This window comes from Streptomyces hebeiensis (genome assembly GCF_052983195.1).
On sequence record NZ_CM129812.1, the window covers coordinates 2,478,013 to 2,500,689 of the forward strand.

At 70.0% G+C, this 22,677-nt stretch carries 25 protein-coding genes and 2 tRNA genes; 7 read left to right on the forward strand and 20 right to left on the reverse strand.

The genetic code is table 11. The features are described 5' to 3' along the window. Positions 1-359 precede the first annotated feature (359 nt). Positions 360-1,802 (reverse strand): trigger factor, encoded by a 1,443-nt coding sequence (gene tig / locus ACU6P3_RS10550; protein WP_447196886.1) that lies wholly within the window; start codon positions 1,800-1,802, stop codon positions 360-362. A gap of 162 nt (positions 1,803-1,964) precedes the next feature. After that, positions 1,965-2,041, reverse strand: a tRNA-Pro gene (locus ACU6P3_RS10555). 253 nt (positions 2,042-2,294) lie between these two features. On the opposite strand from ACU6P3_RS10555, the gene ACU6P3_RS10560 reads away from it, so the two are divergent. After that, positions 2,295-2,368 (forward strand) — tRNA-Gly (locus tag ACU6P3_RS10560). 71 nt (positions 2,369-2,439) lie between these two features. On the opposite strand, the gene ACU6P3_RS10565 is transcribed toward ACU6P3_RS10560, so the two are convergent. The 13 genes from ACU6P3_RS10565 to ACU6P3_RS10625 all read right to left on the reverse strand — a co-directional run bounded on the left by ACU6P3_RS10565 (position 2,440) and on the right by ACU6P3_RS10625 (position 9,395). Continuing rightward, positions 2,440-3,579, reverse strand: coding sequence for a tyrosine-type recombinase/integrase (locus ACU6P3_RS10565; protein WP_447196887.1), 1,140 nt, complete (start codon positions 3,577-3,579; stop codon positions 2,440-2,442). Next, positions 3,579-3,788 carry an excisionase family DNA-binding protein gene (locus tag ACU6P3_RS10570; RefSeq protein ID WP_447196888.1) on the reverse strand — a complete coding sequence of 70 codons (210 nt, stop codon included), beginning with the start codon at positions 3,786-3,788 and terminating at the stop codon, positions 3,579-3,581. The genes ACU6P3_RS10565 and ACU6P3_RS10570 overlap by 1 nt, the downstream gene beginning before the upstream one ends. Next, positions 3,785-5,179 carry a replication initiator protein RepSA gene (gene repSA, locus ACU6P3_RS10575; RefSeq protein WP_447196889.1) on the reverse strand — a complete coding sequence of 465 codons (1,395 nt, stop codon included), beginning with the start codon at positions 5,177-5,179 and terminating at the stop codon, positions 3,785-3,787. Before repSA ends, ACU6P3_RS10570 begins: the two co-directional genes overlap by 4 nt. Beyond that, on the reverse strand, positions 5,172-5,345 hold the full coding sequence (locus tag ACU6P3_RS10580; RefSeq protein WP_447196890.1) for a hypothetical protein: 174 nt from the start codon (positions 5,343-5,345) through the stop codon (positions 5,172-5,174). Before ACU6P3_RS10580 ends, repSA begins: the two co-directional genes overlap by 8 nt. A gap of 5 nt (positions 5,346-5,350) precedes the next feature. Beyond that, positions 5,351-5,533, reverse strand: coding sequence for a hypothetical protein (locus tag ACU6P3_RS10585; RefSeq protein ID WP_447196891.1), 183 nt, complete (start codon positions 5,531-5,533; stop codon positions 5,351-5,353). Positions 5,534-5,624: 91 nt separating this feature from the next. Then, on the reverse strand, positions 5,625-5,858 hold the full coding sequence (locus ACU6P3_RS10590; protein WP_447196892.1) for a hypothetical protein: 234 nt from the start codon (positions 5,856-5,858) through the stop codon (positions 5,625-5,627). Position 5,859: 1 nt separating this feature from the next. Continuing rightward, a complete protein-coding gene (locus ACU6P3_RS10595) occupies positions 5,860-6,207 on the reverse strand; it encodes a SpdD protein (RefSeq protein WP_447196893.1) in 348 nt (115 codons plus the stop codon). A gap of 15 nt (positions 6,208-6,222) precedes the next feature. Then, on the reverse strand, positions 6,223-6,411 hold the full coding sequence (locus ACU6P3_RS10600; protein ID WP_447196894.1) for a mobile element transfer protein: 189 nt from the start codon (positions 6,409-6,411) through the stop codon (positions 6,223-6,225). A 2-nt stretch (positions 6,412-6,413) separates the two neighbouring features. Continuing rightward, on the reverse strand, positions 6,414-6,599 hold the full coding sequence (locus ACU6P3_RS10605) for a hypothetical protein (RefSeq protein WP_447196895.1): 186 nt from the start codon (positions 6,597-6,599) through the stop codon (positions 6,414-6,416). 18 nt (positions 6,600-6,617) lie between these two features. Continuing rightward, on the reverse strand, positions 6,618-7,361 hold the full coding sequence (locus ACU6P3_RS10610; protein ID WP_447196896.1) for a DUF2637 domain-containing protein: 744 nt from the start codon (positions 7,359-7,361) through the stop codon (positions 6,618-6,620). 74 nt (positions 7,362-7,435) lie between these two features. Further along, the gene (locus ACU6P3_RS10615) at positions 7,436-7,663 is read right to left on the reverse strand and encodes a hypothetical protein (RefSeq protein ID WP_447196897.1); all 228 of its coding nucleotides are present in this window, start codon (positions 7,661-7,663) and stop codon (positions 7,436-7,438) included. Positions 7,664-7,719: 56 nt separating this feature from the next. Beyond that, positions 7,720-9,063 carry an FtsK/SpoIIIE domain-containing protein gene (locus ACU6P3_RS10620; protein ID WP_447196898.1) on the reverse strand — a complete coding sequence of 448 codons (1,344 nt, stop codon included), beginning with the start codon at positions 9,061-9,063 and terminating at the stop codon, positions 7,720-7,722. A gap of 2 nt (positions 9,064-9,065) precedes the next feature. Beyond that, positions 9,066-9,395, reverse strand: coding sequence for an SCO3933 family regulatory protein (locus ACU6P3_RS10625; RefSeq protein ID WP_447196899.1), 330 nt, complete (start codon positions 9,393-9,395; stop codon positions 9,066-9,068). Positions 9,396-9,570: 175 nt separating this feature from the next. On the opposite strand from ACU6P3_RS10625, the gene ACU6P3_RS10630 reads away from it, so the two are divergent. Further along, positions 9,571-10,317 carry a GntR family transcriptional regulator gene (locus tag ACU6P3_RS10630; protein WP_447196900.1) on the forward strand — a complete coding sequence of 249 codons (747 nt, stop codon included), beginning with the start codon at positions 9,571-9,573 and terminating at the stop codon, positions 10,315-10,317. 1,211 nt (positions 10,318-11,528) lie between these two features. Here the strand turns inward: ACU6P3_RS10630 and ACU6P3_RS10635 are convergent. Beyond that, positions 11,529-11,723 carry a hypothetical protein gene (locus tag ACU6P3_RS10635; RefSeq protein WP_030748154.1) on the reverse strand — a complete coding sequence of 65 codons (195 nt, stop codon included), beginning with the start codon at positions 11,721-11,723 and terminating at the stop codon, positions 11,529-11,531. A 447-nt stretch (positions 11,724-12,170) separates the two neighbouring features. On the opposite strand from ACU6P3_RS10635, the gene ACU6P3_RS10640 reads away from it, so the two are divergent. Further along, positions 12,171-13,358 carry an acyltransferase family protein gene (locus ACU6P3_RS10640; protein WP_447196901.1) on the forward strand — a complete coding sequence of 396 codons (1,188 nt, stop codon included), beginning with the start codon at positions 12,171-12,173 and terminating at the stop codon, positions 13,356-13,358. Positions 13,359-13,628: 270 nt separating this feature from the next. Continuing rightward, a complete protein-coding gene (locus tag ACU6P3_RS10645) occupies positions 13,629-14,825 on the forward strand; it encodes a cation:proton antiporter (protein WP_447196902.1) in 1,197 nt (398 codons plus the stop codon). Positions 14,826-15,011: 186 nt separating this feature from the next. Here ACU6P3_RS10645 and ACU6P3_RS10650 read toward each other — a convergent pair whose 3' ends face one another. Beyond that, the gene (locus ACU6P3_RS10650; RefSeq protein ID WP_447196903.1) at positions 15,012-16,157 is read right to left on the reverse strand and encodes a PP2C family protein-serine/threonine phosphatase; all 1,146 of its coding nucleotides are present in this window, start codon (positions 16,155-16,157) and stop codon (positions 15,012-15,014) included. A gap of 107 nt (positions 16,158-16,264) precedes the next feature. Between ACU6P3_RS10650 and ACU6P3_RS10655 the strand changes: the two genes are divergently transcribed. After that, complete coding sequence (locus ACU6P3_RS10655; RefSeq protein WP_447196904.1) at positions 16,265-17,527, forward strand: GNAT family N-acetyltransferase; 1,263 nt, start codon at positions 16,265-16,267, stop codon at positions 17,525-17,527. A 57-nt stretch (positions 17,528-17,584) separates the two neighbouring features. Here the strand turns inward: ACU6P3_RS10655 and ACU6P3_RS10660 are convergent, their stop codons facing one another. Continuing rightward, complete coding sequence (locus tag ACU6P3_RS10660) at positions 17,585-18,394, reverse strand: Fpg/Nei family DNA glycosylase (protein WP_447196905.1); 810 nt, start codon at positions 18,392-18,394, stop codon at positions 17,585-17,587. A gap of 344 nt (positions 18,395-18,738) precedes the next feature. Next, positions 18,739-19,221: a ribose-5-phosphate isomerase gene (locus tag ACU6P3_RS10665; protein WP_447196906.1), complete on the reverse strand. Its 483-nt coding sequence runs from the start codon at positions 19,219-19,221 to the stop codon at positions 18,739-18,741. A 309-nt stretch (positions 19,222-19,530) separates the two neighbouring features. Between ACU6P3_RS10665 and ACU6P3_RS10670 the strand changes: the two genes are divergently transcribed. Further along, positions 19,531-20,967 carry an amino acid permease gene (locus ACU6P3_RS10670; RefSeq protein ID WP_447197837.1) on the forward strand — a complete coding sequence of 479 codons (1,437 nt, stop codon included), beginning with the start codon at positions 19,531-19,533 and terminating at the stop codon, positions 20,965-20,967. A gap of 114 nt (positions 20,968-21,081) precedes the next feature. Here ACU6P3_RS10670 and ACU6P3_RS10675 read toward each other — a convergent pair whose 3' ends face one another. Then, positions 21,082-21,666: a biotin transporter BioY gene (locus tag ACU6P3_RS10675; RefSeq protein ID WP_030748178.1), complete on the reverse strand. Its 585-nt coding sequence runs from the start codon at positions 21,664-21,666 to the stop codon at positions 21,082-21,084. A 245-nt stretch (positions 21,667-21,911) separates the two neighbouring features. Between ACU6P3_RS10675 and ACU6P3_RS10680 the strand changes: the two genes are divergently transcribed. Continuing rightward, entirely contained in the window at positions 21,912-22,553 is a 642-nt protein-coding gene (locus ACU6P3_RS10680) for a superoxide dismutase (protein ID WP_344277254.1), read from the forward strand. Positions 22,554-22,677 lie beyond the last annotated feature (124 nt).

Below are 22,677 nucleotides of genomic sequence, written 5' to 3' on the forward strand. Positions count from 1 at the left end.
CTGCCCTCGTATTCATGGACCCTAACGCGCTGGTCGGCGGGCGCCATCCCGCTTCCGTTGCTGTTCGCTGGGAGCGCAAGGTAAGGGCTGGTACGGGGCGCCGGAGGGCGGGGCGGGGGCCGTTCAGGCGGTGTGGCCCGGACACGGTGTGGCCCGGGCGGGGTCCGGCGGACGGAGCGGGCCCCGGGCGCGGTGTCGCGTCCGGGGCCCGTCCTCGCGTTCACGGCGGTGCGACGACCGTGGTGTGTGCCGCCGCGATGCGTGTCACGGCGGTGTGTGCCACCTCGGGTGTCATCTGGGTGCGTCGCGTCGCGGTGTGTTCGGTCGCGACGCGCTCACCGCCGTCGGAGCGGGGCCGCTCAGCCCTCGTTCTTCTCGGCCTTGTCGGCCGTGCCCTCGGTGGCCCCGGCGTCGGCGGCCTCGCCCTTGTCCTCGGCCGCGGTCTCCTCGGCGGACGCCTCGGCCGTCTCACCGGCCTCGGTCTCCTCCTCGTCGTCGCTCAGGTCGACCTCGGCACCGTTGGTGTCGACGACCTTCGCGGCTTCGACGACCACGGCGAGCGCCTTGCCGCGGGCGACCTCGCCGACGAGCATCGGCACCTGGCCGCCCTCGACCACGGCCTGGGCGAACTGGTCGGGGGACATGCCGGAGGACTGCGCACGCCGCATGAGGTGCTCGGTGAGCTCCTCCTGGCTGACGTTCAGCTTCTCCTTGTTGACCAGCTCGTCCAGGATGAACTGGGTCTTGATGCCCTTGACCGCCTGCTCCTCGGTCTCGGCGTCGAACTCCTCCTGCGTCTTGCCCTGGATCTCCAGGTACTTCGCGAGGTCGAGGCCCATCTGACCGAGCTGGTGGTGCTCCAGGTTGTGCTTACGGGTGTTGATCTCGTCCGCGAGCAGCTTCTCCGGGATCGGCACCTCGGCGAGCTTCAGCAGCTCGTCCAGGACGCGCTCCTGGGCCTGCGTGGCCTGGTCGTAGCGCTTGGAGTCCTCCAGGCGCCTGCGGCTGTCGGCCTTGAGCTCCTCCAGCGTGTCGAACTCGCTTGCCAGCTGGGCGAACTCGTCGTCCAGCTCGGGCAGCTCGCGCGCGGCGACCTGGGTGACCTTGACGGAGACCTCGGCGTTCTTGCCCTCGGCCGTGCCGCCCTTGAGCTCGGAGGTGAAGGTGGCCTCGCCGCCGGCCTCCAGGCCCGTGACGGCCTCGTCGATGCCGTCGAGCAGCTCGCCCGAGCCGATGGTGTACTGCACGCCGTCGGCGACGCCGTCGGGCAGCACCTCGCCGTCGACCTTGGCCTCCAGGTCGATCGTCACGACGTCGCCCTCGGCGGCGGCGCGCTCGACCGGGTTGGTGGAGGCGAAGCGGTCCCGCAGCTGCTCCAGGGACTTCTGGATCTCCTCGTCGGTGACGTCGATCGCGTCCACGGTCACCTCGATGCCGGAGTAGTCCGGGATCTCGATGGCCGGGCGGACGTCCACCTCGGCGGTGAAGGCCAGCAGCTCGCCGTCCTTGAGCTCGGTGATGTCGACCTCGGGCTGGCCGAGGACATTGAGCTCACCCTCGTTGACCGCGTCGGTGTAGAACTTCGGGAGGGCGTCGTTGACGGCCTCCTCCAGCACCGCGCCACGCCCGAACCGCTGGTCGATGACGCGCGCCGGGACCTTGCCCTTGCGGAAGCCCTTCACCGTGACCTGCTGGTTGATCTTCTTGTACGCCGCGTCGAGGCTGTCCTTGAGCTCCTCGAAGGGCACCTCGACAGTGAGCCGAACCCGGGTCGGGTTCAGGGTCTCCACGGCGCTCTTCACGGTTGGGTCTCCTTGGTGGCTGATTCTTGGGTTCTGCCGGCCGCCGCCCAGCGGCGGCCCAGCGGATCGGCCCGGCTCTTCAGAGACTCCTCGGAACACACGGGCACGCAGCTTGCATAGTAACCGCAAGCGCTGACAGCCCCACAACGCGATCTTGACTGATGGTCGGGGTGGCCGGATTCGAACCGACGACCTTCCGCTCCCAAAGCGGACGCGCTACCAAGCTGCGCCACACCCCGTCGGTGCGACACGTAGGGTACATGCCCGCGAGCATGGCGTCGGCCCCTCTTCGAACGGTCCTCACACGGCACTCACACGCGGATGCCTCCGCGAGGGCTCGGCAGAGGGCCCGACCGGGAGCCCGACCGAGGGGCTCGACCGACGGCCCGACGCGGGGCGCCGGGGGCGGCGCCGGACGGGTGTGCGGCGCACGGCCGGGACCCGCTACGATGTGAGCCGTGCCGGGGCCGTAGCGCCTGCGGCACGCTCCGTGCGGGCGTAGCTCAATGGTAGAGCCCTAGTCTTCCAAACTAGCTACGCGGGTTCGATTCCCGTCGCCCGCTCCACATGGCTCAGGGCCAGGTCAGAGGTTCATCCTCCGGCCCGGCCCTGAATCGTTACCGATCTTTATTCAGCCCTACGTGCCCGCCCCGTGCCCGTTCGGTCCGGGATCTTGTTTCCGGGCTTGCTCAACAGCGGCGCTCACCGCGTTGCCGATCAGCCGCTCACGTTCCGCAGTAGCGTGCTGATAGATCAACGCCGCACGAGCCGTGCTGTGCCCCATCCTGGTCATCAGTTCACGCGTACTGGCGCCGGTCGCCGCCGCCAAGGTATTCCCTGTGTGCCGGAGATCATGAAAGTGCAGGCCCTTGATCCCTGCTTCCCCGCATGCCTTGCGCCAGAGCCGGTTGAAGTGGTTCCGCCGAGGAGTCGCACCCTTGGCGCCGACGAAGACCCGGCCGTCAGCACCCCGTTCAGCGTAGATCGCAAGATGCGTGGCCAGGTCCCCGGAGATCACCCCCGGAATGGCAACCGTGCGCTTCCCTGCGGCGCTCTTCGGCTCCTTGATCAGCCGAGTGCCGTTGTGCAGTTCGGCGACATTCCGACGGACTCGCAGCGTGCCCGCCCCCAGATCGAGATCCCGGCGACGGAGCCCTACCAGTTCACCCCAGCGGAGCCCTGAGAAGGCCGCCAGAAGGACGAGAGCGCGATACCGAGGCTGCATAGCCCCGGCAACCGCGTAGACCTCCTGAACGGTCGCTGTAGGCCGTTCAGGTGTCGCAGCGGAAGCCGCCCCCTTGATCCGGCACGGATTGCGGCGGATCAGCCGATCCTCTACCGCAGTCATGAGCACGGCGCGCAGGAGCGCGTACGCCTTCGCGACGGTTGACGGACCAGTTCCGGCCTCCAGCCGGGCGACACGCCAGGCCCGGACCATGGCCGGATTGATATCTGCCACCGCCACGGTGCCGAAGGTCGGCGCAAGATGGTTGCGCAGCAGCGAGCGGTACAGGTCGGCGGTTGAGGCCCCGATGCCCCGCTCAGTGATCCACGTGGCAGCGTAGACGCCAAACGCGATCTTGCCCGCGTCTGGATCGGACCAGTCACCGGCCCGCAGTTCCACCTGCCGTTCAGCCAGCCAGTCATCAGCGTCACGCTTCGTATCGAAGGTGTGCGGGGCCGGTCGGTCGATTCCATCAGGCCCGAGGTAGCGCGCCTGATACCGGCCCGATGGCAGCTTGCGCACACGGCCGAACGACCGCTTCTTTCCTGCCATCAGGCCACGCCCCGCAGATGCCGAGTCGTCGGCCGGACCGTGTTCGCCATGACGTAGGCGTCGATGACCCGCTCAGGAATACGCACGTGGCGGCCGACCTTGACGTACTCGATCCGCCGCTCTTCGATCAGTCGCCGGGCGAACCGGACACCCGTACCGAGCCGTTCGGCGACCTGTTGCACCGTTAGCAGTCGCTCAGCCACGGTCACCACTCCCCCTCTTCGTCTTCCAGGTCGGCCAGCACTTCGCGGGCCACGTCACGCTTGGTCTTGATCTCTCGGTGGATGTTGGCGGCGAGCCAGGATTCGCCGGGGGTGTGGCCGTGTCCGGCGTAGGCCCAGTGCGCGATGGTGAGGGTGGTGGCGCCGGGGTGGTCGTCGGGGTCGGGCAGGCCGAGGGCGGCGCGTTGCTGTGCGGCGCGGTAGTCGGCGCGGACCTGGCGCAGGGCTCCGAGGGTGGTGGAGTAGCGGCGGGACTTGGTGGAGAAGTGGCCACGGAAGCCGAGCATGTGGGCCCAGGCCCACAGCCGCCGGTCGGGGTAGGCGTCGTCCAGGTCTTTGCAGGCGCGGATGAGGCGGCGGGTGTGGTCGGGCAGGTCGGGGAGCTTGTCGAGTTCGGCCATCTCTCCGATGCGCCGGTCAACCGTCCCCGTCGTCTCCGCTGCCTTGGTGGCGTACTTGGCGACGTAGGAGGCCACGGCCTGTTCGGTGAGGTCTTCGCCGTCACCGAAGGCGCCGATGGGCTGGATATCGAGCTGTGTGCCCCAGCGCAGGACCCGTGACGGGTGCTCACCGGCAGCGGGCAGGGTGATTTCGGCGCGTGCGGTGGCAGCTCGCAGCGCATCGGCGAGGAGTTCGTGTGTCGCCCAGACCGGCGGTGGCGAGTCCGGACCGTCCGGACCGTCGAAGCGGATCACGGCATGGAAGTGGATCGTTCCGCGTTTCTGGTACTCGGCGACCTTGCCGTAGGAGACGCGCAGCGACTCGCGTAGTTCACGCTGGGTGATGCCGACTCGGGCAGCGAGCTCACGCGGGAGGTAGATGGTCACGTAGCGCCACAGGTGTCCGGCGTGGTTGTTCCACAGGACCGAGCCCGCGTAGTCGTAGGTGTCCGGGTCGAGGGCCGTGCCAAGTTCGGGCGCGTCCTCGGGGTGGCGGATGCCGCAGCGGCAGGGCCGGTTGCCGGGCCGGTTGTGGACCGGGCCGAAGGAGGGGGCGGTGAAGGTGGCGAAGACCCGGGGGTGATCGCGGATGGTGTGGGGGGTGCCTTTGGCGGGGTCGCCGGTGAGTCCGGCGCGGATGAGGTGGTAGGTGTCGCCCGCGTACGTCCAGGCGCAGGACGGGCAGCGGGAGGCACGGCGGTTGCCGCACGCGACGCGGAGCCGTCCACCGGGCTCGGTGTCGGTGGTGTAGGCATGGAAGACCGTGCCGGTAGCGGGATCGAGGGTCTTGGTCGAGCCGGTCAGGTGGATGGGGTCGGAGCAGCCTCCGGTGCGGCGGATCTGGTCTTGCCAGCGGTCGAAGCCGGTGGACCCGGCCACCCGCAGCACATCGCTGAGGGTGATCGGGTCCAGGCCCGCCGTGAGGGCGGTGTCACTCACTCGGGTTCTCCTTTGGCGGGTGAGCGTCGAGCCAGGCTTCCGCGCACACCTTGTGGACGGGCTTGCCCCGGTCGGAGCGGAGCGGGGTGGGCTTGCCGCAGCAGCCGCACGGCTGGTCGCCGGAGTGGTCGAAGTGCTCGGGCGAGCGCCAGTCGAGGAGCGCCATGGCGGTTACCGCCCGGCCCGGGCGAGGGCGGTGGCGGGGGCGTGGCCGGTGCCGTTGCAGCCACGGCAGGTGGCGGTGACGGTCTTGCGCTGGCCGTTGGGGGTGCGGTGGCCGGTGGTGATGGCGACGGTCGAAAATCCGTCGCAGTCGGCGCAGACGCGCAGGCTACGGGCGCGCTGGGGCATCATGGAATCTCCCTTTCGGGTCCGTTGGATCTGGAATGGGTGCAGGCGCCCGGGGCGGCGGAAACTTGGCGGTTGAGGCCGCCCCGGGGGCCGTTCAGCGGCGGCGGTTGCGGCGGCGGGGGATGGGCGGGATGGAGTCGTAGGACTCCTGTCCGGCGCGGAAGTCTCCGAGGTCGGTCACGTCCTTGTCGGTGCCGATCTCGCGCATGATCCGGTTCATGGTCCGGCGGTCCCGGTGACGGCGGGCGATCGCGTATTCGCGGCCCATCTCGACCATCCGCTCATCCCGGGCGGGAGCGTCGTTGTTCTTCCGGCTGAAGAGGCCCATGTCAGTGCTTCCCTTGCTGGTTGAGGAGCGAGCGCAGGACGACGGCGCACACCGCGACGGATACGGCGGTGATGGCGGTGGCCAGCAGCATGGAGACCAGGACCGTGCCCACGATCAGGACCACGGCGGTACCACCGGCGACGACACCGAGCACGGCGCCCGAGGTGAGCTGAACCGTCGGCCGCGCCGGGCCCGTCGGGGCGACAGGCATGGGCACCGGGGTCTGCGTGACCGGGGCGGTGGTGGTCGGCTCGTACGGGACCGGCATCGGCGCCGGGGCCGGGGGCGACTGGATGACGGGGGCGGGGGCCGGGGCAGTGTCGGGCGTGGGGTATTTCGGAGTGAGCATGGCTGTGATCTCCCGTCAGGGGTTGCAGCGGTGGGTGTTGGCGGCGAGTTCGGCGGCGGAACGGTCGAGGTAGTCGGCGGAGAAGCCGCAGCCGGGGGCGGTGCAGGCGGCGGTGTGCTTGACCCGGCCCCGTCGGTCGTTGTGGGTGCCTACCTGGACGGGCCCGATACGGACCACGTCGCGGAAGCGGTTCGGACGCGGCATGATCAGCTCTCCTGCCGGAGGCTGGCGCCGGTGAACTCGTCACGGATGCGGGCGGCTTCCGTCGGGTCGGTGGTGCGGTCGGCGGCTTCCTCGGCGAGCAGACGGGCCAGCGTCGGGCGGCCGGTCTCGGCCATCTCCCGGGCCGCGTCGAGGTAGTCGGCGGGGCGGTTGAAGTTGAGTAAAGCCATGGCGGATGTCCTTCCTGATCAGGCGAGTTGGGTGACGATCGCCGTAGCGAGCGACGGCGGGACGCCGAGGCGGGCACGCAGGGTGTCGGGGTCGATGGGGTTGCCGGTGGTGGCGCGGTGGGTGTCGGCGACCTTCCGGGCGTGGTCGAGCAGAGCCGGAGGCACCGCAGGAGCCGCAGCAGGAGCCAGAGCGGGATCGGGATCGGGTGCCGGTACGGGGTCGGCGGGTGCGGCCGGCGGGAGTTCCGGGGCCGGGTCGGCGGGAGGCTCAGGCGCGCGTTCGACGCTGAGTTCCGTCGTCTCGGGCTCCGGTTCGGGCAGCGGTTCCGGGACCGGGCGGGTTTCCGGCGTGGTCGGGGCCGGGGTGGGTTCGGTGGCGGGGGCATGGGCGAGGAGGGTGCCGCCGAAGAAGGCCAGAGCGGGCCATCCGGCGACGAGGATGCGCAGCCAGGCCGGTACGTCGTTCAGGTCGAGGAGTCCGGCGGTGGCGATGTTCGCGCCGAGCGACGCGGCCAGGGCGATCACGAACCAGATCCAGGCGGCACCAGCCGGACGGCCATCGGCCCGCAGGGTGCGCATCCGGCGCCAGGCAGCGACGAGCAGCAGATCCACGCTGACCGGGTAGGCCCACGCCTTCCAGCCGTCTTGCCCAGCGGCAGCAGCCAGGTCATGCAGGTGAGCGAAGGACAGGGCACCGGCGATCACGGCCTGAATCAGGACGGGGTCCGGATGGCGCACGGCGCGGAACATGGTGCGGAACATGAGGGGTCACCTCCTTTCGAGGCGGTTGCCGGGGCCGGGCGGTGTGTCGGGCCGCCCGGCGTCCCGGGGCGAGATCAGGACGAGGCGGCGATGCCGGTGCCGAAGCAGTCGAGACACAGGCCGTCCTGCTGGCCGACCGGCCGACGCTTACGGCCGACCCGGACCGTGACGGAGGTCTGGCCGGTCCCGCCACAGGGCTGGCACTTGGCCGGTTCGGCGGCGGGGGTGGTCTTGGTCGTGGTGCGTCGGGCAGTGGTCTTCCGGGCCATGGCGATCACGCGTTCCTTTCGCGTTTTGGGCATGGGCGGGGTAGGGACCTGGCGCGATGCGGTCGCGCCGACCGGAAGCGGGGCGGTGGTCAGTCGGTGGCGGGGACCGGCTTGACCAGCGACGGGCCGTGCGAAGCCGGGTCGGCCGGGACGGCGGGCCGGAACGGGGCCAGGCCCGGCAGCGCGGGGGTGAGGTGTGCGTACTCCCGGCAGATCGCTACAGCCTCATCCGGGGTCATCTCAGGGGTGCGGATCCGGGACCAGCCGCCGGAGGAGTCACCGGCCACCGCCACACCCGGGCGGTCCGGCGCGAGGAGCGTCACGGCCGATACGGCGTCCGGGGCGATGTCGCCCAGACCCATTTCGGCGGTCTGCTTGTCGTTGACCCGGTGCACGACACGGCCGGTGAGCTGAGCCCGGAGCATCGTCGCGCCCCTGCCCAGTTCCGAGCCGAAGCGCTGGCCGCACACCTCCAGGTAGATGCCGACCGCGCGGGACATCTGCGCCAGGCGGATCATCTGCATGACCATCCGGTCCCGGCGTTCCTCGTCCTTCTTCGCGGCGGTCAGGAACAGCTCGGCCACCTCATCCACGAGGACCACCAGCGGCACCGGCCGCACCCGCTCAGGCAGATCCCACAGGTCCGAGACCTGATACGCACTCAGCAGCCCGAACCGCTCTTCCATCTCCGCCACCAGCACATCCAGCAGACTGGACGCCTCATCCGGAGTCGTCGCCAGAGCGGACAGCCGGGGCGCGAAACGGCCCTGCTCCACACCGCGCTTACAGTCGATCCCGATCAGACCCACCGGCAGTTTCGCCAGTCCGGCGATCAGGTTGCGCTGATACATGGACTTTCCCGACTGATTCGCACCCAGCGTCAGCGCGTGGGGAACCTTGCGGTAGTCCCGCACGAACGCGGAACCGTCCTCCCGCAGCGCCACCGGGACCACCAGCCGACCCGACGGGCGCAGGCGCGGCATCCGCACCCGGGCCAGGACGTCGTAGCCGGTCATCCGCAGCTCAACGAAACCCGGTCGGGTCTCGACCACGTTCACCGAGTGCACACCCCAGGCGTGCCGCAGCCGCCCCGAGGCCGCCGCGATATCGGCAGGCTCCAGACCGGCCGGAAGCCGCAGCGTGACCACGAGCCCGGTCGAGCGGCCCCGCACCCGGCGCACCTTCGGCGGAACCGGCAGCACATCCGGCCGACGCCCCACCGTGCGCACCATGAACGCCCGCAGACGCGACGGCTGAACCGTCAGCCCGCACACATCCATCGTGGACCGGTACGTCACCGTGAACCGCCCCCACGTCACCGGCAGACCCACCAGCGACCAGAACACACGCGGCGCCCGCACCTTCGCGTACCCGAGACCACCCGCACCGGCCAGCGGTACACCGATCTCCAGCAGCGGGGACAGGTCCGTCATCGTCAGGCACCCGTCGCGATCGCGGTGGCGCGGAAGGAGATCCCGTGCCGCGTCTGGCCGTTAAACGTGTTCTCCCAGTCCCGGGCCTTGAGGCCGACGACCGACACCCGGACACCCGGGGTCAGACCCTCCGGGATGCCCGTGCTCGGAACGGTGACCTGGTAGAGGTTTCCCTCCCCCTCGTCCGAGATCAGCAGGCCCACCGTCGCGAGCTGAGCACCGGTCTCCCGGTCCACCGCGATCTCACCGGTCTGCTTGTTCACCAGCTTCGGCGTCGGCGCGGTCGCCACGAACACGACAGCGGTCGAAACATCGATCTTGAAGGACGGCATGAAAACTCCTCTGTGATCGGGAGCAGCCACCCAAGTGGCCCCTCTAGGTAGGTCCAAGTAAAACCCTTCCTATCTAGAGGAGTCAAGTCCCTATCTAGAGTCTCGTCAGCTTCGTCGGTACCCAACAGGGCAAACGACCCGTAGGCTGTCTAGATAACAGAGAGGACGAGCGCCCATGGGCAAGCAGAGCAACGCCGCCCGCAAAGCGAAGTACGAGCGAATCGCCGACGACCTAAGGGATGCGATCCGCGCAGGGGAATACGCCGACGATGGCCGACTCCCCAGTGAGAGCGACCTGATGGCCAGGTACGGAGTGGCCCGCATGACCGTCCGCCAAGCGTTGAGCGTTCTGCAGAATGAGGGCTTGACCGAGAGTCGGAAGGGCTCGGGAGTCTTCGTGTCCCCGACACCTGTGACGGGCTCCGCCCGGCTAGCTCGACTGGAGAAGCACGGCCGCATCTACTCGCCCGGGGAGACGAGCACGGATCACGTCGCCATGATTCGGAGCTGCACAGATGGTGACGTCATCGAACAGCTTGAGATCGAGCCGCACGACGAGATCGTGATCCGCCGTCGAGTGTTTCGCCAGGATGGCAAGCCGACTGTGGTGGCTCTCTCCTGTATCCACATGCGAGCCCTGGCCGTCGTCCCTGAACTCCTCGAACAGGGACAGCTCACACCCTTCTGGCAGAAGACCTACACCGAGCGCACCGGGATCGAGATCACCAGGTCGCCGGAGCGTCGTAGCGCGCGTCTGGCCAGTTCAGACGAACTTGCCGCTCTGGAGATCGACATTCCAGCCACCGCCGCCGTGCCGGTCCTAGTGCTGCATACCACCTTCCGCACTGCCGACGGCCCGATTGAAGTCTGGGAAGACGTTCATGCGCCCGGATTGTGGCAAGTCGACCGTGGGACTGAGTGAGGGCTTGTTACAGGTTTCTCTACCTCATCAAGCCCCACCCTTCGGGCGGGGAGGGGGAGGGGAGCCCGGCGGGTACTCCCGCGTGAGAGGGCCGCTACTTCCGGAACCTGCCCGAACATGGTGGCAGCACGACCAGGAGGCCCAGGCCCAGGACAACGCACAGACGGGAACGGGCGAGCAGGGAGTCCGTGGGCGCGAGGACGCCACCGGGCGGCTTGGATGTCCACGGCCGGTGGCGTCTTCGGCGGGCTCGGTGTCTCTTGCCCTTTCGGGCATCCGGCGCGGTTGGGCACTCGGCATCCGCCGCCGCTACGGGTACACACCCCACCGGCCCGCCACGCGGGCCAGCGCGGGCACGGGGACTCGGGCGCCGCTCCTGCCTCCGGCCCGCTCCGCCCGGCCCCCGGCCCCGCGCCACCAGTAGTCGCCGCAGGGTGACCCGTTTCACGCTTTGCCCCGCCCTCCACACCGCCGGACCGAGAACTGATCACCGGCCCGCCGACGACGCCCCCACCCACGACAACCCACCACCCAGGCACCCCGAACCCGGACACCAGCAGACCCGGACGCACCACGAAACCCACGTCCAACCGCCGACCACCAGCCCCAGAACCCGCAAGGCGGAGCGAAGGCAAGGGGGGAAAGTGAGGGAGAGAAGGGGGCGAGTGCGGGCCAGAACATGCCTCCGGCGGGGGCCTCAGACTCTGGGATGGGAAGGGGACCGGCCGGAGAGTGCGGGTTGAGTGTGGCTGAGGTGGAGGCTGCCATCCCGTCTGCCATCGTCCCAGGCAGAGCCGAGCAGACGCGGCCCCTGGCGTCCAGGTCGTTCGTACAGTAGCGCGCTCCACCTGGACGCCAGGAACCACGCCCGCTCCACGGTGTGTGGGACGACGGCAGACGGGATGGCAGCACGGGAGAGTGGTGGGTTGAGGTAGTGGCGAAGGTGAGGGCAGACGTGCCCGCTGCGTGCCCGACACAGAGGGAAGCGACGGGGAACCACGGGGATTGGCGGAGTCCAGGAAGCTCAGGCCCAGGTCAGAGAATCCACAGGTCAGACCGCACCCACGTACGAGATCTTCCAAACTAGCTACGCGGGTTCGATTCCCGTCGCCCGCTCCAGCGGATCCGGGCCCGGCCCGTGCGCGTACGTCTACGCCACGGACCGGGCCCGAGTCGTCCCATCGGCCGACCGGCTCGTACGGCCTACGACATCAGAAGCTGATCTGGTTGATCGTTTCCGCCAGCGAGTTGAGGAACCGTTGCACCGACGGGGCGATGTTGGTGGACGCGAGGAAGAAGCCGAAGAGGATCGCGACGATCGCGGGACCGGCCTTGAGCGAGCCCCCACGGATCAGCACCACCATGATGACCGCCAACAGAACCACCACAGACAGTGAAATGGCCACAACTGATCACACCCTCGGTCGGTCCGCTCTCGCCTGCGGCAGGAAGGCACGACTCCGGACGCCCCCCGCTCGGACCATCGTGCCACCAACGTCCGCGCAGGTGTGGGGCGGTGACGAACTATCGCCGCCGGGTTCGCGCCATCACCACGCCCGCGTGTCGTGCGCGGCGCTGCCGCGCCACACCGTACGACATATCCCGGGAACGAATACGGAAGCGAATTCGAACCACACCTTCCGAATGACGCACATCTTGTTCACAGGATATTCCGCAGGGCATTCACAGCACGGTCGACCGGCGATCACATATTCACGCCCACCCTGGCGATATGCCCCATATAACCATGATTAATTGGGGCATATCGTCCGGTGTCGGCGGATGGATTTTTGGTAAACCCCGGCCGACCGGGAAATTTTCGAATTCGGCGAGGCGCCGCTAGGGTGCCTCAAATGTTCCAGGCGCCCCATGGATACGAGACGTCTCCGCTCGCCACCGCCGAAGCCCCGGAGTCCACAGCCGCCACCACCGCCGGCGCGGTGGCCGACACGCCGACACCGGCCGGCCGGCCGACGGGTGCGGACACCGCCGACCGACCCCCGGTGTCCGGCAAGCCGGACACGAGGCGGGACCCGTTCTTCGACAACGCCAAGTTCCTGGCGATCGTCCTCGTGGCCATGGCGCACGCCTGGGAACCGGTCATGGACGGCAGCCGGGCCACCAAGGCGCTGTACATGTTCGTGTACGCCTTCCACATGCCGGCCTTCATCGTCGTCTCCGGCTACTTCTCCCGGAACTTCACCGCGAGCCCGCGCCAGATCAAGCGCCTGGTGACCGGCGTCGCCGTGCCGTACGTCGTCTTCGAGACGGCCTACTCGCTCTTCAAGCGGTACGCGGACGACACCCCCGGCCATCCGATCAGCCTGCTCGACCCCTTCTATCTCACCTGGTTCCTGGCCGCGCTGTTCATCTGGCGGCTGACCACGCCGCTGTGGCGCTCCCTGCGCCACCCGCTCGCGGTCGCGCTCGTCGTGGCCTGCCTGGCCTCGGTGAGCCCGAGCATCGGCGACGACCTCGACCTCCAGCGCACCCTCCAGTTCGCGCCGTACTTCGTGGTGGGGCTGTGCCTGAAGCCCGAGCACTTCCAGATGGTCCGGCGGCGGGAGGCGCGGCTGCTGGCGGTGCCGCTGCTCGCGGGCGCGCTGGCGTTCTCGTACTGGGCGGCGGCCGAGATGCGCAACGGGTGGTTCTACCACAGCTACAGCGCGCAGGAACTGGACAGCGCGTGGTGGGTCGGGCCGGTGATGCAGTTCGCGCTCTTCGGCTGCTCGATGCTGCTCACCGCCGCGTTCCTGGCCCTGGTGCCACGGCGGCGGACCTGGTTCACCGTGCTGGGCGCGGGCACGATCTGCGGCTACCTGCTGCACGGCTTCCTGCTCAAGGGCGCGACGTACGCCGGCGTCTTCGAGACCTACCCGTGGCTCTCGGATCCGCTCGGTGAGATCGCGCTGACCCTCGTGGCCGGCGTCGCGGTCACCGCGCTGTGCACGCCTCCCGTGCGACGGCTGCTGCGCTGCGTGACGGAACCGGACATGAACTGGGCGTTCCGGCACGACAAGACCGCTCCCGCCCGCGACTGACCCGCGGCTGAACCGCAACCGGACCTCGACCGGACCATCCGGAAACCGGCCTCCAGGGCGCCCCGCCGAACCCGGCGGGGCGCCCCTTTGCCGTGCCTCCGCCGCGTGGTCGCCGGGGCCGCCCATGACGCCGCCCGCGGGGCTCCTCGCGCGCGGGCCGGACCGCTCCGCATATCGTTTGGTAAACTAATTACTGACGATTCCTTGACGCTTTCTTTTACAAGATGATGGAGGAACGATCCCATCGGACACGCAGAGACCCTCATAGCCATGGGCGGCGCCTTCCTGGCCGCCGCCGTACTCGCCCGGCTCGGTAACAGGATCGAGCTGCCCACGATTCCCCTGTTCATGCTGGCCGGGATCCTCCTCGGCCCCCACACCCCCGGCCTCGTGCTGGTCTCCGACCCGCACGACCTGGAGATGCTGTCGGCGCTCGGCCTCGTGCTGCTGCTCTTCTACCTGGGGCTCGAGTTCCACCTGGACGACCTCAAGGAGGGCGGCCGGAAGATGGCCCTCGCCGGCGGGGCGTATCTCGCGCTCAACGTCGGCGCCGGGCTGGCCTTCGGCTTCGCGATGGGCTGGGGCACGTCCGAGGCGCTGGTGCTCGCCGGAGTGCTCGGCATCTCGTCGTCCGCGATCGTGACGAAGGTCCTGGTCGACCTCGGCCGCATCGGCAACCCGGAGACGAAACCGATCCTCGGCATCATCGTGGTCGAGGACATCTTCCTGGCCCTCTACCTGGCCGCGCTGCAACCGATCCTGTCGGGCGCGGACAGTCTCTCCGCCGCGCTGACGGACGGCGGCAAGGCGTTCGGCTTCCTGCTGCTGCTCGCGCTCGCCGCGCGGTACGGAACCCGGATCGTGGGCCGTTTCATCGCCACCAAGGACGACGAGCTGCTCGTCATCTCCTTCCTCGGCATCGCCGTCTTCGTCGCGGGTGTCTCCGAGTGGTTCGGAGTGGCGGATGCCATCGGCGCTTTCATGGTCGGTCTGATGCTGGGCGGCACGACCTCGGGCGACCGGATCCGCAAGCTCGTGCATCCGCTGCGGGACGCGTTCGGCGCGATCTTCTTCTTCGCCTTCGGTCTTTCGATCAACCCGGGCGACCTGCCGAGCGTGCTCTGGCCCGTGCTCGTGGCCGCCGTCATCACCCTGGTGATGAACGTCGCGGCGGGGCTGTCGGCCGCCAAGATCTTCGGCTTCGGGGCACTGCCCGCGGCCAACGTCTCGACCACGCTGCTGGCCCGGGGCGAGTTCGCGCTCATCCTCGCCACGATGGCGGCGGGCGCGGGCCTCGACCCACGGCTCGCGCCGTTCATCGCCGGCTATGTCCTGGTCCTGGCCGTCCTCGGCCCGCTGGCCGCCGGCCGGTCGCACTGGCTCGCCCGGATCCTGCCGGGCGGCAAGGACGGAGGCGACGGGCCCACGGGCGGTGAGCCGACGCGAGAGGCCGCCTCCACCGCATGACCGCGGCCGCCTTACCTCCGTACGACGCGCACGACGCGCGTGCCGCTCCACCGCACGGCACGCGAACAGCCGCGGCGCCCCGCTCGTCAGGCCGACGACCGGGCGCGCCGCGGCTGTCGGGGTGCGGAGGGCGGGCGGTACGGGGCCGCCGGTCAGGGTTCGCCGCCGGTCAGCGCTGGCGGCCGGTCAGGGTTCGCGGCAGATCAGCAGGAGGGCGCGGTCGTCGTTCACGTCCTTCGCCACCGCCTCGATCAGATGCCAGGCCGCGCCCTCGAACCCCGGGGCGACATAGCGGTCCGCCTCGCCGGTGAGCCGGTCGATGCCCTCGCCCAGATCCCGTCCGGGCGCCTCGACCAGGCCGTCCGTGAAGAGCATCAGCACGTCCCCCGGGCACAGCGAACCCTTGACCGGGTCGAACTGCGCGCCGTCGTACACGCCGAGCAGCGGCCCCTCGCCGGACTTCTCCTCCCAGCGCCCGCTGCCCGCGTGCAGTTGGAGGGCGGGCAGATGGCCCGCCGAGAGCAACTCGTAGTCGCCGGACTCCAGGTCGAGCACCAGGTGGATGGAGGTGGCGAAGCCCTCGTCCCAGTCCTGGCGGAGCAGATAGCCGTTGGCCGCGGGCAGGAAGTTGTGCGGGGGAAGCGAGCCCAGGAGGCCGCCGAAGGCACCGGACAGCAGCAGGGCGCGGGAGCCCGCGTCCATGCCCTTGCCGGAGACGTCGGTCAGGACGACCTCCAGGTTCCGGCCGCCGTTCGTCCGGGCCGCCACGACGAAGTCGCCGGAGAAGGACTGACCGCCGGCCGGGCGCAGGGCCATCTCCTGGTGCCAGCCCTGCGGCAGCCGGGGCAGCGCGCTCTGCACCCGAATGCGTTCACGCAGGTCGAAGAGCATCGTGCCGCCACGCCGCCAGGGCACTCCGACCCTCGCCCTGAACTGGGCGATCAGCAGCCCGAACAGCCCGCAGGCGGCCACCACCAGCACCGTGCCGGGCGTGACGCGGCCCGGCCCGTCCGGGTACGGGCCCAGGACCATGGACTCGACGATCAGCGCGGCGGCCGCCGCCGCGTACAGGCTGAGCAGGCTGGCGGGCCGCAGCAGCAGCCCGCCCGCCACGATGGGCAGGACGAGCGCGGAGGGCGCGCACCACATCGGCAGCGCGATCGTCGCCAGCGCGATGGCCGGGACCGTGAGCAGCAGTCCGGCGAGCGCGATCCAGTCGGAGCCGTCGCCACGGAAGTAGTCGACGCCCGATTTGCGCACGCTGTTGCGGACCCGGTGCAGCGTCATGCGCATCCGGGCCGAGTACGAATCCGCTCCCGCGACACCAGCCATTGCCCTTGGACTTTACCGAGCCCGAGGGGTGCCGTGCAGAGGGACCCCTGTGACATTGCGTTCGAAATCGGGTCGCTTCGTCAACGGACGCTTGATACTGATGGCATATGACCACTGAAACGCGCATTCTCGGCCGTGCCGACTGGGACCGCTGGTACGCATCGTTGGAACTCGCGTTCGGCGGAGTCACCGAGCCGCCGGAGGAACGCTCACTGTACGAGGCGCTGACGGAACACGAGCGCTCGATCGGCGTCTGGGACAGCGACCAATGCGTCGGCACGGCGGGGGCGTTCAGCTTCCGGCTCACCGTACCGGGCGGCGCGTCGGTGCCCGCGGCGGGGGTCACGATGGTGAGCGTGGCGGCGACCCACCGCAGGCGGGGACTGCTCACGTCGATGATGCGACGCCAACTGGACGACATTCGTTCGTGGGATGAACCGCTCGCTCTGTTGACGGCCTCCGAACCGGCGATCTACGGGCGGTACGGCTACGGCGCGGCGACCCAGCAGCTGTTGCTGCGGATCGACACCTCCCGGGTGCGGCTCTCCGTGCCGGACGGGAGGGGTGGCGACGGCGACGCCGACGGCACCGACGAGGTGAGCCTGCGCCTGGCGACGCCGCACGAACCGGCCGTACTCCAGGCGTGCGAGGCCGTGTACGCCGCGCACGTCGCCGGCCGGCCCGGAATGCTCGCCCGGCAGCCCGGCTGGGAGCGGCTCCCCGTGGTCGACGGGAAGCAGGAGAAGGACGGGATGTCACCCCTCCAGTGCGTCCTGGCCGAGCGGCGGGGCGAGGTGGTGGGGTTCACGCGCTACCGCGTCAAGCCGGAATGGGAGGAGGCGGGCCCCAAGGGCACGGTCCACGTGTCGGACCTCTACGGCCTCGACCCGCGGGCGTACGCGGCGCTCTGGCGTCACCTGGCCGGGATCGACCTGACGTCGGCGGTCGTGGTGCGCAACCTGCCGGTCGACGCGCCGGTCCAGCACCTGGTGTCCGACATCCGCCGGTGCGAGCCGCGGCTGCGGGACTCGCTGTACGTCCGGCTGGTGGAGCTCGGGGCCGCGCTCCAGGCCCGTACGTACCGGACGCCGGTGGACGTGGTGCTGGAGGTCGAGGACTCCTTCTGCCCCTGGAACGAGGGCCGGTGGCGGCTGTGCGGCGACCTCAAGGGCGCGTCCTGCGAGCGCACGGCCGACCAGCCCGATCTGCGGCTCTCGGTCAACGAGTTGGGCACCGCCTACCTGGGCGGGGTGTCGCTGACCGCGCTCGCGGGCGCGGGCCGGGTGCGGGAGCTGCGGCCGGGCGCGCTGGCGGAGGCGTCGACGGCGTTCGGGTCGGATGTCGCGCCGTGGCTGCCGCACGGGTTCTGATGGGGCCGGGTCCCGGTTCGGTTCCGGGGCCGGTGACAGGCACCGGGCCATGGCCTCTCAGCGTCGCTGGCAGGCGGGGCACCAGAAGAGGTTGCGGGCGGCGAGGGGCGCCGTACGGATCTCCGTGCCGCACAGGTGACACGGCATCCGTGCCCGCCGGTAGACGTAGACCTCGCCGCCGTGGTCGTCCACGCGCGGCGGGCGGCCCATGGCCTCCGGCGTGTGCTCGGGCCGGACGGTGTCGATCCGGTTGTTCCGCACGCCCTCGCGCATCAGGGCGACCAGGTCCGCCCAGATGCGCTCCCATTCGGCGCGGGTCAGGTCCCTGCCGGCCCGGTACGGGTCGATGCCGTGCCGGAAGAGGACCTCGGCGCGGTAGACGTTGCCGACACCCGCGATGACCTTCTGGTCCATCAGCAGCGCGGCGACTGTCGTACGGGACCGGGAGATCCGCGCCCACGCCTTCTCCCCGTCCTCCTCGGGGCGCAGGGGGTCCGGGCCGAGCCGGTCGTGTATCGCCTGCTTCTCGGACTCGCCGACCAGGGCGCAGGTGGTGGGGCCGCGCAGGTCGGCGTAGTGCTCGTCGTTGAGCAGCCGGAGGCGGACGGTGTCGGTGGGCGGCGGGGCCGGGGCCGTACCGAAACCGAGCTTGCCGAAGAGGCCGAGGTGGACATGGACCCAGTCGTCGGCACCGAAGCCGAGGAAGAGGTGCTTGCCGTGGGCATCGACGCCGGCGAGGACCCGGCCGTCGAGCAGCGCGGCGCTGTCGGCGAACTTGCCCTGCGGGCTGCTGACCCGGGCGGGGCGGTCGCCGAAGCGGATGAAGTGGTCCTCGGCCAGGCGGTGGATGGTATGCCCTTCGGGCACGCTGGCTTGCCTTCCTCTCTAATTGGGGCTCGGTTCGCCTCCGGGGCGCTCGCTGTGCCCATCAGCGGCCTCCGGCCGCGGGCACTGTCGACGGTCGACCGTGCTCGGCTCCTCGTTCCTCGGAGCCTCCGCCCACGCGGCGGAGCCGCATATCGAACACAGCCTCCCTTTCGACAGCGGCCGCGCCCCCTTCGGCTCACTCGCCGGCGGACGAGCCCGGCCGGGACGTCACGGGCACCCTGGCCATGCACCTCGGCGTGCGGGCACCCCGGACGTACCGGGAACCCCGGAGGCGGACGTGGCGACCCGGCCCCCGGGAGGGGGCCGGTGCCGACGCCTGCGGGCTATTCCGTGGTGCCGGCGGGCAGGGGCGGGAGGTTGCCCGTCTGCTCGTACGCCGTGAGCATGTCGATCCTGCGCGTGTGGCGCTCCTCACCCGAGTACGGGGTCTTGAGGAAGACCTCCACGAAGGAGACCAGCTCGTCGAGGGCGTGCATACGGCCGCCGACCGAGATGACGTTCGCGTTGTTGTGCTCGCGGCCCAGCGCCGCCGTCTCCTGGCTCCAGGCCAGGATCGCCCGGACGCCCTTGACCTTGTTCGCCGCGATCTGCTCGCCGTTGCCGGAGCCGCCGATCACGATGCCCAGGCTCTCCGGGTCCGCGGCCGTGCGCTCCGCCGCGCGCAGGCAGAAGGGCGGGTAGTCGTCCTGGGCGTCGTAGACGTGCGGGCCGCAGTCGACGGGCTCGTGACCCTGCTCTGTGAGCCAGGTCACCAGGTGGTTCTTCAGTTCGAAGCCGGCGTGGTCGGAGCCGAGGTAAACGCGCATGGGGCGAAGTCTGACACGTGCGGTGTGCGCGGCGCCCGGTTGGGTATCGAAGAGCGGGTCAGGATCGCGCGGCGCAGCTACCTCTTCGTGCGCAACCGCCCCCTGGGTAAAGAAACGGAATATACCCTTCCGATTTTTGGGGAGCGGGCGCTTCAATGCCGGGAACCGCCTGCGGGCGGACTCGAACGTAAGGACTCCTGCATGACCTCCGTGCTTCCTCCCGCCCCGAGCGGCGGACACCCCGCCGGGGCCGGGGATCCGCACTCCCCGGACGGGCTCCAGGCCGGTCTCAAGAACCGCCATCTGTCGATGATCGCGATCGGCGGGGTGATCGGTGCCGGGCTGTTCGTCGGTTCCAGCGCCGGTATCGCCGCCGCCGGGCCGGCCATCCTGCTCTCCTACGCCCTGGTCGGCGCCATGGTCGTACTGGTGATGCGGATGCTGGGCGAGATGGCCGCGGCCCAGCCGACCTCCGGCTCCTTCTCCGCCTACGCCGACCGGGCGCTGGGGCGCTGGGCCGGGTTCTCGATCGGCTGGCTGTACTGGTTCTTCTGGGTCGTGGTGCTGGCGGTGGAGGCGACCGCGGGCGCGCAGATCCTGGAGGGCTGGATCCCGGCCGTGCCGCAGTGGGGCTGGGCGCTGATCGTGATGGTCGTGCTGACCGCGACGAACCTGGCGTCGGTGGCGTCGTACGGCGAATTCGAGTTCTGGTTCGCCGGGATCAAGGTCGTGGCGATCGCCGGGTTCGTGGTGATAGGCCTGCTGGCCGTGTTCGGGGTGCTGCCCGGGTCGGACAACCCGGGCGCGGGTTTCGCGCACCTCACGGACACGGGCGGCTTCTTCCCGAAGGGGCCGGGAGCGATCCTCACCGGCATTCTGATGGTCGTCTTCTCGTTCATGGGCAGCGAGATCGTCACGCTCGCCGCCGGGGAGTCCGCGGATCCGCAGCGTGCCGTCTCCAAGGCGACCAACAGCGTGATCTGGCGGATCGCGGTCTTCTACCTGGGCTCGATCTTCGTCGTGCTGACGCTGCTGCCGTGGAACGACGCGTCGATCACCAAGGACGGCTCGTACGTGGCCTCGCTGAACTCGATCGGGATCCCGCACGCCGGGCAGGTCATGAACGTGATCGTCCTGACGGCCGTGCTGTCCTGTCTGAACTCCGGCCTCTACACGGCCTCCCGGATGGCCTTCTCGCTCGGGCGGCGCGGCGACGCGCCCGCCGCCTTCGCCCGGACCAACGGCCGGGGCGTGCCGCAGGCGGCGATCCTGTCGTCCGTCCTGTTCGGCTTCGTCGCCGTCTTCTTCAACTACAAGTGGCCGGACACGGTCTTCGCGTTCCTGCTGAACTCGTCGGGCGCGGTGGCGTTGTTCGTCTGGCTCGTCATCTGTTTCACCCAGCTGAGGATGCGCGGGATCATCCTGCGGGAGGCGCCGGAGAAGCTGGTCGTACGGATGTGGCTCTTCCCGTACCTGACCTGGGCGACGATCGCGATGATCTCGTTCGTGCTGGTCTACATGCTCACCGACGACGCCGGGCGCGAGCAGGTACTGCTGTCGCTGCTGGTGGCGGCTCTCGTGGTGGCGATCGCGCTGGCGCGGGAAGCGGTCCACCGGCGGCGGGACGGCGGCGCGAAGGGTGCCGCCGGGGTCTCCGCGGCCGGCGGCGCGGGCTCCGGTGAGCCGGCGCCGGGCCAGGTCGGCACCGCGCGCTCCGCCGGGCCGGAGGACCGCGTCAGCACCTGACCCGACAGCGGTGTCGGTCGCCGCGGAGGCACTGACCGCATACACGAGATGAGGCTCTTCCCTCGCGCCCGTTGTTTCCAGGGCGAGGGAAGAGCCTCGTCTCATGTACGTCCGTCAGCCACGGCGTCCGGCGAGTTTCCAGGCCGCGGGCAGCGCGCCCATCGCCAGGGCGGCCTTGAGCGCGTCCCCCAGCAGGAACGGGACCAGACCGGCGGCCACGGCGGCGCTCAGCGACATCCCGCTGCTCAGCGCCAGGTACGGGACACCGACCGCGTAGGTGACCGCCGAGCCCACGGCCATCGTCCCGGCCGTACGGAGCACGGAACGGTCGCCGCCCCGGCGGGCCAGCGCGCCCACCACCGTGGCCGCGAGCAGCATGCCCAGTACATAGCCGAAGGAGGCGCCGCCGGGGCCGGACGACCCCGCGGAGAACCAGGGCATCCCGGCCATCCCGACCACGGTGTAGACGGCCAGCGAGAGGAAGCCGCGGCGGGCGCCGAGGGCGGTGCCGACGAGCAGGGCGGCGAAGGTCTGCCCGGTGACCGGGACGGGGGAACCCGGGACGGGCACGGACACCTGTGCCGCGAGGCCGGTGAGCACGGCGCCGCCGAGGACCAGGGCGATGTCCCTCGTACGGGTGGCGGGGAGCAGATCGGCGAGGACTGCTCCGGAACGGGGGGCTGCGGCGGCAGTGGCCATGGGGACTCCGCGGTCGTGTGGGCGTTCGGACAGATCGACGGTAGCCGACGGCATCCGGGGCGAACACCGTCACTCGTCCACAAACCGGAGGTGAGGGCGTTGTCAGGGGTGTGACAAAGCCCGCGTGGCCCCCGGGGCTCGGCGGCGCGGACCCCGGGCTCGGGTGGTGCGCCCCACAGCGAACTGTTGCTGCTAGCGTGCACTTGCATAGAATGTGCAATAAGACCAGGAGGGCTCGGAGACCCATGGCCACCTACACGCTTCCTGAACTTCCGTACGACTACACGGCGCTCGAGCCGGTCATCGACCCGCAGATCGTCGAGCTGCACCATGACAAGCACCACGCGGCCTATGTGAAGGGGGCCAACGACACCCTCGAACAGCTGGCGGAGGCCCGTGACAAGGGATCGTGGGGATCGATCAACGGGCTGGAGAAGAACCTGGCGTTCCATCTCTCCGGCCACATCCTGCACTCGATCTACTGGCACAACATGACCGGTGACGGCGGCGGCGAGCCGCTGGCGGAGGACGGCGTGGGGGAGCTGGCGGACGCGATCGCCGAGTCGTTCGGATCGTTCGCCGGCTTCAAGGCCCAGCTGACCAAGGCGGCGGCGACCACCCAGGGCTCCGGCTGGGGCGTCCTCGCGTACGAGCCGGTGAGCGGGCGGCTGATCGTCGAGCAGGTCTACGACCACCAGGGCAACGTCGGCCAGGGCTCGGTCCCGATCCTGGTCTTCGACGCCTGGGAGCACGCCTTCTACCTCCAGTACAAGAACCAGAAGGTGGACTTCATCGAGGCGATGTGGCGCGTCGTCAACTGGCAGGACGTGGCCAAGCGCTACACCGCCGCGAAGCAGCGGGCGAACAATCTGCTGCTCGCCCCGTGAGTGCGTGAGCCTCCTCCGGGGGCGCCCGGCCCGGGAGGCATGGAGATCGTCCTGCTCGTGATCGTCTTCTCAACCTTCACCAGCAGGCCGGCAAGGAGAAGGACCCCCGCGAGGACGTGACTCG

Coding starts and splice junctions, on each gene's coding strand:
- ACU6P3_RS10615 (WP_447196897.1), bottom strand. CDS start 7,663: ATGCCCAAAACGCGAAAGGAACGCGTGATCGCCATGGCCCGGAAGACC.
- ACU6P3_RS10605 (WP_447196895.1), bottom strand. CDS start 6,599: ATGGCTTTACTCAACTTCAACCGCCCCGCCGACTACCTCGACGCGGCC.
- ACU6P3_RS10580 (WP_447196890.1), bottom strand. CDS start 5,345: ATGGCGCTCCTCGACTGGCGCTCGCCCGAGCACTTCGACCACTCCGGC.
- ACU6P3_RS10665 (WP_447196906.1), bottom strand. CDS start 19,221: ATGCGCGTTTACCTCGGCTCCGACCACGCCGGCTTCGAACTGAAGAAC.
- ACU6P3_RS10595 (WP_447196893.1), bottom strand. CDS start 6,207: ATGCTCACTCCGAAATACCCCACGCCCGACACTGCCCCGGCCCCCGCC.
- ACU6P3_RS10625 (WP_447196899.1), bottom strand. CDS start 9,395: ATGCCGTCCTTCAAGATCGATGTTTCGACCGCTGTCGTGTTCGTGGCG.
- ACU6P3_RS10650 (WP_447196903.1), bottom strand. CDS start 16,157: ATGGCTGGTGTCGCGGGAGCGGATTCGTACTCGGCCCGGATGCGCATG.
- ACU6P3_RS10630 (WP_447196900.1), top strand. CDS start 9,571: ATGGGCAAGCAGAGCAACGCCGCCCGCAAAGCGAAGTACGAGCGAATC.
- ACU6P3_RS10585 (WP_447196891.1), bottom strand. CDS start 5,533: ATGATGCCCCAGCGCGCCCGTAGCCTGCGCGTCTGCGCCGACTGCGAC.
- ACU6P3_RS10655 (WP_447196904.1), top strand. CDS start 16,265: ATGACCACTGAAACGCGCATTCTCGGCCGTGCCGACTGGGACCGCTGG.
- ACU6P3_RS10675 (WP_030748178.1), bottom strand. CDS start 21,666: ATGGCCACTGCCGCCGCAGCCCCCCGTTCCGGAGCAGTCCTCGCCGAT.
- ACU6P3_RS10600 (WP_447196894.1), bottom strand. CDS start 6,411: ATGCCGCGTCCGAACCGCTTCCGCGACGTGGTCCGTATCGGGCCCGTC.
- ACU6P3_RS10610 (WP_447196896.1), bottom strand. CDS start 7,361: ATGTTCCGCACCATGTTCCGCGCCGTGCGCCATCCGGACCCCGTCCTG.
- ACU6P3_RS10590 (WP_447196892.1), bottom strand. CDS start 5,858: ATGGGCCTCTTCAGCCGGAAGAACAACGACGCTCCCGCCCGGGATGAG.
- ACU6P3_RS10640 (WP_447196901.1), top strand. CDS start 12,171: ATGTTCCAGGCGCCCCATGGATACGAGACGTCTCCGCTCGCCACCGCC.
- ACU6P3_RS10565 (WP_447196887.1), bottom strand. CDS start 3,579: ATGGCAGGAAAGAAGCGGTCGTTCGGCCGTGTGCGCAAGCTGCCATCG.
- ACU6P3_RS10680 (WP_344277254.1), top strand. CDS start 21,912: ATGGCCACCTACACGCTTCCTGAACTTCCGTACGACTACACGGCGCTC.
- ACU6P3_RS10645 (WP_447196902.1), top strand. CDS start 13,629: ATGGGCGGCGCCTTCCTGGCCGCCGCCGTACTCGCCCGGCTCGGTAAC.
- ACU6P3_RS10620 (WP_447196898.1), bottom strand. CDS start 9,063: ATGACGGACCTGTCCCCGCTGCTGGAGATCGGTGTACCGCTGGCCGGT.
- ACU6P3_RS10670 (WP_447197837.1), top strand. CDS start 19,531: ATGATCGCGATCGGCGGGGTGATCGGTGCCGGGCTGTTCGTCGGTTCC.